The following is a 12,978-nucleotide window of genomic DNA, read 5'->3' as shown; positions in this document are numbered from 1 at the left end:
GAGAGCGGAATGTCCCGCAAGATCCACACCTCGCCAGCCGCCGCGCTGGACGGGTTGCTGTTTGACGGCATGACCATCATGTCGGGCGGGTTCGGCCTGTCCGGCAATCCGGAAAGCCTGATCCCGGTGATCCGCGAAGCCGGCGTGCGCGACCTGACAGTCATTTCCAACAATTGCGGGGCGGATGGTTTCGGCCTCTGGCAATTGCTGAATAATGGCCAGATCGCCAAGATGATCTCCTCCTATGTGGGGGAGAACAAGCTGTTCGAGCAGCTCTATATGTCGGGCGAACTGCATTTGGAACTGAACCCGCAGGGCACGCTGGCCGAACGTATCCGGGCCGGCGGGGCCGGGATCCCCGCCTTCTACACGCCCACCGGCGTCGGCACCGTGGTGGCCGAGGGCAAGCCGGTGGAGGTTTTCGACGGGCGGCGTTATGTGCGGGAAACCTGGTTGCGCGCCGATCTTGCCATCGTCAAGGCCTGGAAGGCCGATCCGGAGGGCAATCTGGTCTTCCGCAAGACGGCGCGCAATTTCAATCCCGTCATGGCCACGGCGGGCAAGGTGACGGTGGCGGAGGTGGAGGAGATTGTGCCGGCGGGCGCCATCGACCCCGACCATGTGCACACGCCCGGCATCTATGTCGACCGGGTCGTGCTCTCCACCATCAATGAAAAGCGGATTGAAAAGCTGACCACCCGCCCGCGGCCGGAGGAAGCCTGATGCCCTGGACCCGTGACGAGATGGCGGCCCGTGCCGCCCGTGAATTGCAGGATGGGTTTTACGTCAATCTGGGGATCGGCATCCCGACCCTGGTGGCCAACCATATCCCGCCCGGCATCGATGTCGTGCTGCAATCGGAAAATGGCATGTTGGGCATGGGGCCATTCCCCTATCCCGATCAGGTCGATCCCGACCTGATCAATGCCGGCAAGCAGACCATCACCCAATTGCCGACATCCAGCTTTTTCAGCAGCGCCGACAGTTTCGCCATGATCCGGGGCGGCCATGTCGATCTGACCGTGCTGGGCGCCATGGAAGTTTCGGCCAATGGCGATATCGCCAACTGGACCATTCCCGGCAAGATGCTGAAAGGCATGGGCGGGGCCATGGATCTGGTGTCCGGCGTGCGCCGCGTGGTGGCTGTGCTGGAGCATGTCAGCAAGAACAACGAACCCAAGGTGCTGGAACGCTGCACCCTGCCGCTGACCGGCGCCGGGGTGGTGGACCTGATCATCACTGACCTGTGCGTCTTTGCCTGTGACAAGGAAAAGGGCGGCCTGACCCTGCTGGAACTGGCCCCCGGTGTGACACTGGACGCGGTACGGGCCAGGACGGCCGCCCCCTTCACCGAAAGGCTGACAGCATGAGTGAGGCCTTCATCTGCGACGCCGTGCGCACCCCCATCGGCCGTTATGCTGGCGCGCTTTCCGGTGTGCGGGCCGATGATCTGGCGGCCATTCCGTTGCGCGCACTGCTGGCGCGCGCCGGGATCGATCCGGCCGCCATCGATGATGTCATCCTGGGCTGCGCCAATCAGGCCGGGGAGGATAACCGTAACGTCGCCCGCATGGCGGCGCTGCTGGCCGGCTGGCCGGTATCGGTGAGCGGCACCACCGTCAACCGGCTCTGCGCCTCGGGCCTGCAGGCGGTGGGCGATGCCGCCCGCGCCATCCGGTCGGGCGATGCCGACCTGATCGTGGCCGGCGGGGTGGAAAGCATGAGCCGGGCGCCCTTCGTGCTGCCCAAGGCCGAAACCGCCTTCAGCCGCAATACCAGCATTCAGGACACCACCATCGGCTGGCGCTTCATCAACCCCGCCATGGCGGCCAGCCATGGCGTGGATAGTATGCCGGAGACGGGGGAGAATGTGGCGCAGGACCACGCCATTTCCCGCGCGGATCAGGATGCCTTCGCGCTGCGCAGCCAGCAGCGGGCGGCCGCCGCCCAGGCTGCCGGCTTCTTCGCGGCGGAGATCACCCCCGTCACCATTGCCGGCCGCAAGGGGGATGTGGTGATCGACCGCGATGAGCATCCACGCCCGGAAACCGACGCCGCTGCCCTGGCGAAGCTGAAACCCGTGGTGCGGCCGGATGGTACGGTGACGGCGGGCAATGCCTCGGGCGTCAATGACGGGGCGGCCGCCCTGCTGATCGCGGGGGAGGTGGGGGTGAAGACCCATGGTCTGCGCCCGCGCGCCCGCATCCTGGGCATGGCCAGCGCCGGTGTACCGCCGCGCGTGATGGGTATCGGCCCGGTGCCGGCCACACAGAAGCTGTTGGCCCGGCTGGGCCTGACCATTGATCGCTTTGACGCCATTGAACTGAACGAGGCCTTTGCGTCCCAGTCGCTGGCGGTGCTGCGCGGGCTGGGTCTGCCGGATGATGCGCCGCAGGTCAATGCCATGGGCGGGGCCATCGCGCTGGGCCATCCACTGGGCATGTCCGGCGCCCGGCTGGTGCAGACGCTGGTGCACCGGCTGGAGGTCGAGGGCGGCCGTTACGGCTTGGCGACCCTGTGTGTCGGGGTGGGCCAGGGCTTGTCCCTGGCGGTGGAGCGTCTGTGATGCAGGACCGTTCATTTCTGATCCTGGGGGATGGCTGCCGGCTGGCCTATCGTTTTGATGGGCCGGCGGATGCGCCGGTGCTGCTGCTCGCCAACTCCTTGGGCACGGACCTTGGCATGTGGGATGCGCAGATGCCGGCCCTGTGCCAGCGCTTCCAGGTGCTGCGTTATGACAGCCGTGGCCATGGTGCGTCTGCCGCACCGCCAGGGGCCTATTCCATGGACCGGCTGGGTTGCGACGTGCTGGAACTGCTGGGCGCGCTGGGCCTGGACAAGGTGGATTTCTGCGGCCTGTCCAAGGGCGGCATGGTTGGCCAGTGGCTGGGCTGGCGCGCCCCGGACCGGTTGCGCCGGCTGGTGCTGGCCAATACGGCGGCCTTTATGGGGCCGCCGGCGAACTGGCAGAAACGCATTGATGGCGTGCTGCGTGACGGGATGGGGCCGCTGGCAGAGGCATCGCTGGCCCGCTGGTTCACCCCGGATTTTATTGCGGCCGGATCGCCGGCGCTGGCGGCGATCCGTTCCATGCTTATGGCCAATGATCCTGTGGGCTATGCCGGTTGCTGTGCTGCCATCCGCGATATGGACCAGCGCCGCCTGCTTCCTTTGATCGATCTGCCCACCCTGGTCATTGGTGGCAGCCACGATCCGGCCACCCCGCCGGCAGATGCCCGCTTTCTGGTGGACCACCTGCCCCGGGGCCGGTTGGTGGAGCTGCCGGCCGCCCATCTGTCGAACGTTGAACAGCCGGCGGGCTTTACGGCAGCGTTGCTGGATTTTCTGGGCTGACGCGTATTCTTGCAGAATGAAAAGGGGGGCATCGGTTTGGCCGGTGCCCCCCCCCTTTTTTCTATCGTGCCGCTCGTCCCGCCGTGCCCGTCAGGCGGGTGACGAAGCGATTGGAATGGCTGCGCAAATCCTCCACCTTGCCGACCAGCAGTCGTGTGTCACCGGTCAGGGTGCTGGCGACATTATCGGCCTGTGCCATGGCGTCGGTTACTTGCGACAGGCCGGCATGGCTGGCGCTGGCCTGCCGGGCCGTTTCCCGGACGCCGCTGGCAATGTCGTTGGTGGCGGCCTGTTGCTGCCGGGTGGTGGTGGCGATGGTGCCCAGCGCCGTATCCAGTTCACCGATCATCGCATGGATTTTGTTGGTGGCCTCGATTGCCTGGCTGGAAATGGCCCGGATGCGCTGGATTTCGTCCCTGATCTCATCCGTCGCCCTCGCGGTCTGCGTGGCCAGGGTTTTCACCTCGCTGGCGACGACGGCGAAGCCCTTGCCTGCCTCTCCCGCCCTTGCCGCCTCGATGGTCGCATTCAGGGCCAGCAGGTTGGTCTGGCTGGCAATGGCATTGATCAGGTTCACCACGCCGCTGATCCGGCCGACGCCCTGGCCCAGATCTTCCATGATGCGGCGGGCGGCGTCGGCCTGTTCCACCGATATCCGCGTGCGGTCCAGGGCCAGCCCGGACTGCTGGGCAATTTCCCCCACCGAGGCGGCAAGTTGCGAGGCCGCCGTGGCGGTGCCTTCCACGCTGTCGGCGGCACGACCGGATGCCTGTTGCCCATCGACCGTCTGTTTCATGGCACTGGCCAGCAACCGGGACAGGCGCTCGAAATCGCCATGCACGCGCGCGGCAGCTTGTGAGACGTCAGCGCCGATGGCATCGACCTCGGCCATGAAGGATTGCGCCAGATCGCGGCGGTCCTGTTCCTGCTGCTGGCGCAGCCTTGCTTCCGCCTCGCGCGCTTCAACCAGATCGGCAATGTCGCGCAGGAAGCAGATCATCACCTTACGCCCACCGATGGAGGCCATCATCAAGGTGACCTGGGCCATGAAGGGCGCGCCATCCAGGCGACGATGCTGCCATTCAAAGCTGTTATGGCCCTTTTCGATGGCGCGGGCGATCATCTCCCCGCCTTTTTCCGCCGAGGATCGGCCGCAAGGCTGTTGCGGGGGCGACAGGTTTTGCGGCGGCATCCCCAAAATCTGCTCACGCGTGCAGCGCAAGATCTTCAGGGTAGCGGGGTTGCAATCAACAATGCGCCCGTCTTCCACCACAAAAATACTGTCCGGGAAGTTGGCCAGCAGGAATTCGGCGAGACGCGCCTGGAACCTGCCGCTGCGTGTGAAGAGACGGTGGCTGCCCATCCTTGTCCCCGCTTGTCGGTGAAGGCAAAGGGGCCGGTGGCGATACGCTGACCGGCCCCCCCATGCTTATGAGCTATGTGGAAGGTTCGATTGGTGAATATATCCACACGTACATGGTGTCAGAAGGAGAAGGCCGCTTTCAGCCAGAAGCGGTCGCCCTGGGGCATATTCTCCGCCACAAATTCATGCTGCCAGGCGCCGATGAACTGGATACCGTTCCAGGCATAGCGCACGCCGGGGCCAAAGGCGAACAACTGTCCACGATTGCCGTCCAGGGCGGTTTGCAGGATGGCGTTGGCGGCAGCATTGCCCTTGATCTCGTCATCCTCGATCTGCTTCACCCAATAACCCTGGGCGCCGATTTCAAAGGACTGGCTGATATTATAGCCGATGGCGAAATCGGCGGCGATTTCGTCACCCGAACGGTAATCCGCCCCGGTGGGGTTGATGCCACTGAAGGCGCCATCCTTGTTGGTGTAATTGTGGTTGTAACGGGCCTTGATCGACAGATCGACCGGTCCCGCCAGATAGGTGACGGAGAAGACGCCGCTGAGGCTGGTATAGTTGCGGCCGACATTGGCCAGCGCTGTGCGCTTGTAAGAACCGGTGGGCACCGTCAGTTCCGGGGCCAGCACCATGTTCAGCGCCCCCAGATGCCAGGTGAGATAGACCGGGTCCAGCATGATGTCGCCGAAGCCGAAATCGCTGTCCTTCATCCCGTTGACGGACACGCTCAGGTTCACCAGCGGCACGATGGCCTGGGTGCCCAGATTGCCCCCCAGGACTTTGACATCATTGAAGATATAGCCAAAGCGCGCGATATAGGCCGTGGCATCCAGATCGAATTTCTTCACCGCACGATTGCGGTCGCCATTGCCGTCATTCAGGCGGTTGGCGCTGTACCAGTTCAGATGGCTGACCAGATAGCCACCGCCCTGCGGCGGGGTGAAGCCGGCGAAAAAGCTCTCCGCCCCGGTCGGGTCATGGCTGCCACCACCTTCGCCGGCCATGGCAGGACCGGCCAGCGATAATGCCAGCAGGCTGGCGCCGCACAGCAGGCGGCGGATGCTGGGGACAAAACGCGAAATCTCTCTCTGTTCCATGATGTTGGCTTCCTTCTTTTTGGGGGGTGAAGGTGGGTGGCCCTTCTGCGGGGCCGTTGGGATGCAGGGGACCGTTCCCGCACCCTGGGCGGGTGCGGGGGGTATCGATTGTGATGGGGGGGATGGGTCAGGCCGCGCGGGCCGGGTGCGGGGCGCTGCTGCGATATTGGCCGGCATGGAACAGCAGGGGCGCCCCGCCGGCCAGATCGAACCGTTCGATCCGGCCGATGAAGATCACATGGTCACCGGCCTCCACCCTGTCATGCTGGCGGCAAAGCAGGGTGGCCAGGGTGCCGTGCAGCACCGGCACGCCTTCCGCCGTCTCCCCATGCGCCACACCGGCGAACTTGTCGGCGGACGGGGTGGCGAAATGCTGCGACAGGCCATTCTGTTCCTCTGCCAGCACATGGATGGCGAAATGCTCGGCCGTCAGAAAGTCCCGCATACTGGGGGCGTTGTTGCCCAGACACCAGAGCACCAGCGGCGGGTCGAGCGAGACAGAGGTGAAGGAATTAGCCGTCAGCCCCACCTTGCGCCCGTCGGCGGCGCGGGTGGTGACGATGGTGACCCCGGTGGCGAACTGGCCCAGCAGGGAACGCAGGGCCCGCCGGTCATCGGCGGGCACGGGTTGCAAGTGGTTGGCGGACATTGCTCCTCTCCCCCGATCAGGCGGCGCGCGGCAGGGTGCGGCCCAGCAGGGCTTCGCTGGCGGCAGGGTCGAACCACCAGGGATGGAAGCGGCGCGGATCATCAAAGCCATTGGTGATCAGGGACGCCAGTTCCGGCGCGCCGGTGGCGCTGGCCAACAGCTTCAGCACATGCGGCGGCGGCGGGGTCAGCAGGCTGTTGGTCCAGCTCACCACATGCTGGGCATAGGCCCAGAAATTCTCGAACGTGGCATTCATCCAGGCCGCATTGAAGGGCTTGGCCCCGCGCGCCAGAATGGCATCCAGATAGACCTTGCCGGCCTTGGCGGCGTTGTTGGCCCCCTGGCCGGTGATCGGGTCATTCACCACCACCGCGTCACCCACGCCAAAGACCAGCCGGCCGGACGGCAGGGTCAGCACCGGTTCGCGCACCGTGGGCGGGAAGCGGCCGGACAGGATACCCTTGGCGTCGGTCAGGGCGATGTTGCGGCAGCGCTCCGCCTCCCAGGGGATATATTTCTCCAGAATGCCCAGGCTGGTTTCCAGATGCTGCTCGGGCGAGGCGATGCCCTGCCAGCAATCCATCGGGCCGCCGGGAATGCCCTCGAACACCATGATTTCACAGGGGCCGGAGAGGGTCAGGGCCGGAAAGACGAAATATTCACCAACGCCGGGGATCAGGTTGAAATTGACCCGCGAAAACTCCGGCATCGGCGTCATGCCGGTCACATAGGTCAGCGCCAGGGCGCGCATCGGCTGGTCGAAGCTGCTGCGCGCAGCGTCACGCTTGAACTGGCGCACCACCTCGCCCTTGCCGGCGGCCAGCAGCACCAGATCATGTTCGGCGGCGAGCACTTCCAGTTCGGCGATGCCGACATCCTGGATGCGCAGTTCCGCCCCCCGGCGCACGATCTCATCAATCCAGACGGGCATCTTCAGCCGCTGGTCGACCGACTGTGCCTTCTTGTCCAGCCGGGCTGCCCAGGCGAACAGGGTTTCGCCGAACGCTTCCGGATTGACGGCGTTCAGGCCGATCCCTTCCACCGGCGGGCAGGTATTTTCCCAGAAATTCAGGCCCAGCTCACGCTCGATCTCCAGCGAGGCATCGAACATGCACTGGCTGGAGGTGACATTCCCGGCGCGGATATCTTCGGCGGCGCGGTTGGTGACCAGGGTGACGTCGTAATTGCGGGCCAACAGCCCGGCGGCGATCAACAGACCGGCCTGTCCGGCCCCGACAATGGCGATACGGCGCATGGGGGTAACTCCTTGATGAAGGAAGATGCAGAAGGCAAGGGGAGGGGGTTGACGGCCCGCATTGCGGGCCGCCTGAAGCCAAGTCAGTCAGGAAAAGCGTGTTATTCCGCCAGACGCGGAATGGCGGGCTTGTTGCCCTCCGGTCCCATGGCGGCATAGCCACCATCGACGGCGTAATCGGCCCCGGTCACGAAGCTGGCGGCGGGCGACAGCAGGAACAGCACGACATTGGCCACCTCTGCCGGGTCGCCCAATCGGCCCAGCAGGTGGAAATCGGCGGCCACGCGATCAGCCTTGGCCCGGTCGCCGCCGGAGACTTCCGAAATCACCCGCGACCATGTCCAGCCGGGGGAGACGGAATTGACCCGCACCCCGTCGGGGGCGAAATCCATCGCCATGCTGCGGGTCAATTGCAGGATCGCCGCCTTGGAGACGGGATAGAGCCAGCGCCCCGTCTGCGCCACGCCGGAGGAGATGGAGGTGAAATTCACCACCGCCCCTTTGCGCGCCTTCAGATCGGGATAGACGGCCTGGGTCAGCGCCACCAGGGAGACGAGGTTGATATCCAGCGCCGTCAGCCATTCCGCCCGCGGGGAGGCAAAGCCGTTATCCAGGTAGGAACAGGCGAGATTGACCAGCAGATCGACGCCGCCAAACCGGTTCCGCACGGCGGCCACCGCCTGGGTGATGGCGGCATCCTGGGTCAGATCAACCGGCACGAACAGCACGCCGGGGCCGATATCGCGGGCGATGCTTTCCCCCGCTGGGTTGATATCAAAAATGGCGACCTGGGCACCGGCATCGGCCAGGGCCTTGACGACAGCGGCCCCGATCAGGGTGGCGCCGCCGCTGACAATGGCGGTCTTGCCCTTGAAAGTAAGTTCCATGGCCTGATCCTCCTGATCAATCAACCGGCTTGCCTTCGCTGGTGGGCCAGCTTGGCATCAGACTGTTGGAAGGAAGGCTCTCATCGCGCAGCTTGTGCGCTGTCTCGGCCCCGGCCACGGGCAGGCCGGCGGGGTTCAGCAGGCCGATCTGCACCAGCACGCTGGCCTGATCCCAGTAGATATGTTCGTGATAGAGCTTGGAACCGCGGAACTTCACCACCCCCAGCATGGGGATTTCCACATATTTGCCGGTCGGCGCCACGCCGGGCAGCAGCCAATCGATCTCCCGGTCATGGGTGAAGCAGAGGATGAATTCATCCACCACCTGCGAGGCACCGACCGTGCGGGAAATCGGTTCCAGCCGCATGTCGGCCGGGTTGTTATGGATAAAATGGTGGCGGTAGAAGCGGCTTAACTGCTTGTACCCCACCCCGCCCGTCATGGTGGGGATATGGTTGACATAGGGTTCGGCCACCATGGTTGCCATCGTGTCGGGCACGTTGCGGGTGTCGAACTCATGCCGCACATGTTCATCCCACAGGGCGGACAGGTTGTAATGCGGGCCGATGACCGGGCGCAGGGCGGTGATGCTGCGTTCATGCGCCAGCAGGGCGGCGGCCCGGTTGTAATGGTCGCCGGCGGGGCGGGCAAAGGCATGATCGACGCCGGGATAGACGAAGATTTCCACCTTGGGATTTCCGGCGGCCGCAGCCTGGATGGCCTCGCGCGCTGGGGCCGGGCAATAGGCATCCTCGCCGGCGATATGCAGCACCAGCCGGCCCTTCAGCCCGGCCAGCCGGTCCAGCGCCTTTTCAATCCCGACGCCGTAATAGCCGATGGCGATATCAACGCCCGGCACATCGCAGGCCGCCAGATAGGCCAGCTTGCCCCCCAGGCAGTAACCGATCACCCCCAGCCCATCGCCGGACCAGCCGGGCAGGCCGCGCAGATGGGCAGCGGTATCGGCGATATCGCGCAGGGCCGCCTGTTCATCGAAGGCCTGATAGAGCGTGAAGGCCCGGTCGAAATCAGCCGGCGTATAGGCCAGATCCACGCCCGGCTGTTGGCGCCAGTAAAGATCGGGCACCAGCACGGTATAGCCTTCCTCGGCCAACTGGTCGGCCAGGGTGCGCATGGCGGCATTGACGCCAAAAATTTCCTGACACAGCACGATGCCGGGGCCGCGCCCATCGGCTGAGGTGGCCAGATAGGCGGCGAATGTGCCATCCGCCGCGGTAATTTCCACGAATTGACCCGTACCCATGTCCTGCTCCTGTTGATTTTATTTTGTCCAGCTTGCGGGAAGCTGCCTTGTCGGGCTATCCGCCCAGCGCAGCCATTATCCGCACAGCGCAGGGAAATGTAGTTTTTGTTCAGCCCACCCCGCTGGCCAGGAATTTCTCGAAATACAGCTTATGATCGGGGTGGGCGTGGCGGTCCAGCCAGCCCCGCACGCTGTCCACCATCGGCGGCGGCCCGCAGACATAGATATCGGCGGGGCGGTCGGCAAAGAAACCGGGATCGAAATGATCGGTGACATAGCCGCGCCGCCCGGCATAGCCTTCCGGCGGCTGGGTGATCACTGTTACGAACTCGAAATCAGCCAGCTTTTCCTTCAGGGATTCCAACTGATCGCCGGCGCAGAGATCGTCCACCCGGTTGACCCCGTAATAAAGCCGGATGGGCGGTAGGGGTTGGGTGCTGTCCGCCATTTCCTCCAGCATTCCCAGGAAAGCGGCCAGCCCCGTACCGCCGGCGGCCAGCACCAGGGGACGTTCCACCTGACGCAGGAAGAAGCTGCCGAAGGGTGCTTCCAGGGACAGTTCCAGGCCCGGCCGGCATTCATCGGCCAGGAACCGCCCCATCAACCCGTCCGGCAGCAGCCGGATCAGGAATTGCAGCCGGTTTTCCGCGTTGGGCCGGTTGGCGAAGGAATAGGCCCGCGTCTGAGTCCAGCCCGCTGCTGAGAGGCGGGCATATTGGCCGGGCAGAAAGTCCAGTTGCGGCCCGGCCACCTGCACCGACAGGATGACGGTTTCCGCCGATACCCGCTCCACCCCGGTCACCACGGCCCGGCGCGGGGCTTCGGCGGCGACCTGGCAGAGGCGGGAAGGGATGTCGAAGCTGAAGGCCGCGTCGGACGTCACCCGCGTCTGGCAGGCCAGCACGGCGCGGGCGGCCAGATCGCTTTCGCTCAACGTCTCCTCATCCACATAATCCATGGCATAGCTGCCACTGTCACAGCGGCCCCGGCAGGTGCCGCATACGCCCTCCCGGCAATCCACCGGCAGGGAAATGCCGTGTCGCATGGCGGCATCCAGCAGCAATTCACCGGGCCGGGCGCTGGCGAACACGGTCTTGCCGTCGGCAAAATTGATGGCGAGCCTGTGTGTCATGCTGCCCCCCATCACAGATGGTAGAAATCAAGGACGGAATTGATGGTGTCGTTCAGCAGCAGCACATGCTTGCGCAGGATACGCCAGTCATCGCCCTCAGCCCGCAGATGATAGGTTGCATGGCCATAGAACTGCTCGCTGTTGCCCAGCCGGTGATACAGCGTGTGCCAGTTCGCCTTGACCTCCAGCCGGTCATCTACCAGCGGGGCGATGCGCACATTGCTGATCTGGTGCAGGGTGCGCGGCATGGGCGTGCAGGCGGCGGATTTGCCGGTGCGGATGCGGAAAACCCGGTCTTCCAGCCCAGCCCGGCTGCTGTAATAGATCAGCGACATGCCCGTGCGCGGGTCACGGGTATAGTCATGCTCGCTGTCCCATTGCGGCAGATGGAATTCTGCCGCCGGGTCGAACAGCGCCAGATAGGCGTCCCAATCCTGGGCATCACACAGGGCGGATTTACGGTAGAGGAACTGTTCGATCCGATATTGCAGTTCGGGGGTCATGCCTGCTGCTCCTGCTTGCGGGCCAGACCGTTCAGCATGAAGCGCTGCCAGTTGGCGTGCTGGTTGACGTAAAGCCCTTCATGGGTGAATTCCTGCCCCGTCAGCGTGGGGCGGATGCCCAGCGTTTCGCTGTGCCGGCTGGGGCCTTCGACCCAGCGGCCGGCACCACGGGAAATATCGTTCCAGCGTTCCAGCCGGGCCTGGAAGCCGCGCTGCGCCTCGCGGAATTCGACCAGATCGTCGGGCGTGCCCATGCCGGAGACGTTGAAGAAATCTTCAAACTGACGGATGCGGTTTTCCCGGTCGCTGGGGCTTTCGCCCTTGACGCCGATACACTGGCTGATGATTTCCGTCTTGTTCCAGGCCACCGGGCGGATGATGCGCAGCTGGGAACTGATCTGATCCATGAAGAACAGGCTGGGATACAGGTTCAGATTGCGCAGCCGGTGCATCATCCATTCCGCCCGCGCCTGCCCATGGTCGGCCAGCAGGCGCGGCATCACCGTGGCATAGCCGGGGCGGACGCTGGGGTTGGGCATGTCGCTGAACAGCAGCGAATGGCCATTATGGAAGGAGAACCAGCCATCATCGGTGGCGGCATCGCCGGCCCCCAGCTTGCTGTAATCCAGCGTTTCGGTGACAGCGCCGCTGGCGGCATTCACCTGATGGCGGTGCTGCACCGTGGCCACGTAATTATAATGCACGGTGCTGACATGATAGCCGTCCAGCCCGTTCTCACACTGTAATTTCCAGTTGCCGTCATAGCTGTAGGTGGAACGGCCCGGCAGCACTTCCAGTTCACCGGTGGGGGACTGTGCCACCATCATGTCCAGGAAGATGCGGGCATCGCCCAGATAGTCTTCCAGCGTGTCGGTGGCCGTCGTGTCCAGGCTGATGAAGACGAAACCGCGATAGCTGGCGATGCGGGCCTTTTTCAGGCCGCGTGCATTCTTGTCGAAATCCTCGGGATATTCGCCCGGTGCCTTCACCTTCACCAGCCGCCCGTCGGACCGGTAGGTCCAGGCATGGAAGGGGCAGGCGAAGGTGGATTGCTTGCCCTTGCAGACCCGTGTCAGCGTGGCGCCACGATGCTGGCAGGCATTGACCAGGGCGTGCAGGGCCCCGTCGGCACCACGGGTGATGATCATCGGCTGGCGGCCGGCCCGCATGGTGATGAAATCATGCGGGTTGGCAATTTCGCTTTCGTGACAGGCGTAAATCCAGTTCTTCTCGAAGATCAGTTCCATTTCGAGATCGAACAGGTCGGGTTCGGTGAAGATGTCACGCGCCACCCGATAGATGCCGTCCTGCGGACGGAAATCGAGGCAGCCGTTGATATAGTCCTGCCATTGCGGCACGCTGCGGGGGTTCATCGGGCCTTCCTTCCTGAAAAGGGATGGCCCATGACGCCGTATCCGGCCCCGCCGCTCTAGCCGCTTTTCCCGAAATGCTGGCCGCTTTTTCCGCC

Annotated in this window: 13 protein-coding genes; 4 read left to right on the top strand and 9 right to left on the bottom strand. The window is 64.3% G+C overall.

Going from position 1 to position 12,978, the window contains the following annotated elements:
- The first annotated feature begins 9 nt into the window (after nucleotides 1-9).
- Genes PCJ49_RS18725 through pcaD form a run of 4 tightly spaced genes read left to right on the top strand, consistent with a single transcriptional unit; the run spans nucleotide 10 to nucleotide 3,354 of the window.
- Nucleotides 10-723 carry a CoA transferase subunit A gene (locus PCJ49_RS18725; RefSeq protein ID WP_269912286.1) on the top strand — a complete coding sequence of 238 codons (714 nt, stop codon included), beginning with the start codon at nucleotides 10-12 and terminating at the stop codon, nucleotides 721-723.
- Nucleotides 723-1,370, top strand: coding sequence for a 3-oxoacid CoA-transferase subunit B (locus PCJ49_RS18720; RefSeq protein ID WP_153203298.1), 648 nt, complete (start codon nucleotides 723-725; stop codon nucleotides 1,368-1,370). Before PCJ49_RS18725 ends, PCJ49_RS18720 begins: the two co-directional genes overlap by 1 nt.
- Nucleotides 1,367-2,566: a 3-oxoadipyl-CoA thiolase gene (gene pcaF, locus PCJ49_RS18715; RefSeq protein ID WP_269912285.1), complete on the top strand. Its 1,200-nt coding sequence runs from the start codon at nucleotides 1,367-1,369 to the stop codon at nucleotides 2,564-2,566. Before PCJ49_RS18720 ends, pcaF begins: the two co-directional genes overlap by 4 nt.
- Complete coding sequence (gene pcaD / locus PCJ49_RS18710; RefSeq protein WP_269912284.1) at nucleotides 2,566-3,354, top strand: 3-oxoadipate enol-lactonase; 789 nt, start codon at nucleotides 2,566-2,568, stop codon at nucleotides 3,352-3,354. The genes pcaF and pcaD overlap by 1 nt, the downstream gene beginning before the upstream one ends.
- 61 nt (nucleotides 3,355-3,415) lie before the next feature.
- Here pcaD and PCJ49_RS18705 read toward each other — a convergent pair whose 3' ends face one another.
- The 9 genes from PCJ49_RS18705 to antA all read right to left on the bottom strand — a co-directional run bounded on the left by PCJ49_RS18705 (nucleotide 3,416) and on the right by antA (nucleotide 12,883).
- Nucleotides 3,416-4,717, bottom strand: a complete 1,302-nt coding sequence (locus tag PCJ49_RS18705; RefSeq protein ID WP_269912283.1) for a methyl-accepting chemotaxis protein — start codon at nucleotides 4,715-4,717, stop codon at nucleotides 3,416-3,418.
- 119 nt (nucleotides 4,718-4,836) lie between these two features.
- On the bottom strand, nucleotides 4,837-5,820 hold the full coding sequence (locus PCJ49_RS18700; protein WP_269912282.1) for a transporter: 984 nt from the start codon (nucleotides 5,818-5,820) through the stop codon (nucleotides 4,837-4,839).
- Nucleotides 5,821-5,947: 127 nt separating this feature from the next.
- Complete coding sequence (locus tag PCJ49_RS18695) at nucleotides 5,948-6,469, bottom strand: flavin reductase family protein (protein WP_269912281.1); 522 nt, start codon at nucleotides 6,467-6,469, stop codon at nucleotides 5,948-5,950.
- A 16-nt stretch (nucleotides 6,470-6,485) separates the two neighbouring features.
- Nucleotides 6,486-7,724 (bottom strand): styrene monooxygenase/indole monooxygenase family protein, encoded by a 1,239-nt coding sequence (locus PCJ49_RS18690; RefSeq protein WP_269912280.1) that lies wholly within the window; start codon nucleotides 7,722-7,724, stop codon nucleotides 6,486-6,488.
- Nucleotides 7,725-7,825: 101 nt separating this feature from the next.
- Nucleotides 7,826-8,611, bottom strand: a complete 786-nt coding sequence (locus PCJ49_RS18685) for an SDR family oxidoreductase (RefSeq protein ID WP_269912279.1) — start codon at nucleotides 8,609-8,611, stop codon at nucleotides 7,826-7,828.
- Between the two features lie 16 nt (nucleotides 8,612-8,627).
- Entirely contained in the window at nucleotides 8,628-9,875 is a 1,248-nt protein-coding gene (locus tag PCJ49_RS18680; protein ID WP_269912278.1) for a dienelactone hydrolase family protein, read from the bottom strand.
- Nucleotides 9,876-9,984: 109 nt separating this feature from the next.
- Entirely contained in the window at nucleotides 9,985-11,007 is a 1,023-nt protein-coding gene (gene antC, locus PCJ49_RS18675) for an anthranilate 1,2-dioxygenase electron transfer component AntC (protein ID WP_269912277.1), read from the bottom strand.
- Nucleotides 11,008-11,018: 11 nt separating this feature from the next.
- Nucleotides 11,019-11,510, bottom strand: a complete 492-nt coding sequence (antB, locus tag PCJ49_RS18670; protein WP_269912276.1) for an anthranilate 1,2-dioxygenase small subunit — start codon at nucleotides 11,508-11,510, stop codon at nucleotides 11,019-11,021.
- Nucleotides 11,507-12,883 carry an anthranilate 1,2-dioxygenase large subunit gene (antA, locus tag PCJ49_RS18665; RefSeq protein ID WP_269912275.1) on the bottom strand — a complete coding sequence of 459 codons (1,377 nt, stop codon included), beginning with the start codon at nucleotides 12,881-12,883 and terminating at the stop codon, nucleotides 11,507-11,509. Before antA ends, antB begins: the two co-directional genes overlap by 4 nt.
- Between the last annotated feature and the right edge of the window lie 95 nt (nucleotides 12,884-12,978).

It is taken from the genome of Niveispirillum sp. BGYR6 (assembly GCF_027568365.1).
In the GTDB taxonomy this organism is placed as follows: Bacteria; Pseudomonadota; Alphaproteobacteria; order Azospirillales; family Azospirillaceae; genus Niveispirillum.
The sequence above is the reverse complement of the archived record's forward strand: the minus strand, read 5'-3'. Positions and strand labels throughout refer to the sequence as shown.

Excerpts from the sequence above, each read along its gene's own strand:
- pcaF (WP_269912285.1), top strand. The coding sequence starts at position 1,367 with ATGAGTGAGGCCTTCATCTGCGACGCCGTGCGCACCCCCATCGGCCGT.
- PCJ49_RS18720 (WP_153203298.1), top strand. The coding sequence starts at position 723 with ATGCCCTGGACCCGTGACGAGATGGCGGCCCGTGCCGCCCGTGAATTG.
- PCJ49_RS18690 (WP_269912280.1), bottom strand. The coding sequence starts at position 7,724 with ATGCGCCGTATCGCCATTGTCGGGGCCGGACAGGCCGGTCTGTTGATC.
- PCJ49_RS18705 (WP_269912283.1), bottom strand. The coding sequence starts at position 4,717 with ATGGGCAGCCACCGTCTCTTCACACGCAGCGGCAGGTTCCAGGCGCGT.
- PCJ49_RS18680 (WP_269912278.1), bottom strand. The coding sequence starts at position 9,875 with ATGGGTACGGGTCAATTCGTGGAAATTACCGCGGCGGATGGCACATTC.
- PCJ49_RS18725 (WP_269912286.1), top strand. The coding sequence starts at position 10 with ATGTCCCGCAAGATCCACACCTCGCCAGCCGCCGCGCTGGACGGGTTG.
- antB (WP_269912276.1), bottom strand. The coding sequence starts at position 11,510 with ATGACCCCCGAACTGCAATATCGGATCGAACAGTTCCTCTACCGTAAA.
- antA (WP_269912275.1), bottom strand. The coding sequence starts at position 12,883 with ATGAACCCCCGCAGCGTGCCGCAATGGCAGGACTATATCAACGGCTGC.
- PCJ49_RS18685 (WP_269912279.1), bottom strand. The coding sequence starts at position 8,611 with ATGGAACTTACTTTCAAGGGCAAGACCGCCATTGTCAGCGGCGGCGCC.
- antC (WP_269912277.1), bottom strand. The coding sequence starts at position 11,007 with ATGACACACAGGCTCGCCATCAATTTTGCCGACGGCAAGACCGTGTTC.
- PCJ49_RS18700 (WP_269912282.1), bottom strand. The coding sequence starts at position 5,820 with ATGGAACAGAGAGAGATTTCGCGTTTTGTCCCCAGCATCCGCCGCCTG.
- pcaD (WP_269912284.1), top strand. The coding sequence starts at position 2,566 with ATGCAGGACCGTTCATTTCTGATCCTGGGGGATGGCTGCCGGCTGGCC.
- PCJ49_RS18695 (WP_269912281.1), bottom strand. The coding sequence starts at position 6,469 with ATGTCCGCCAACCACTTGCAACCCGTGCCCGCCGATGACCGGCGGGCC.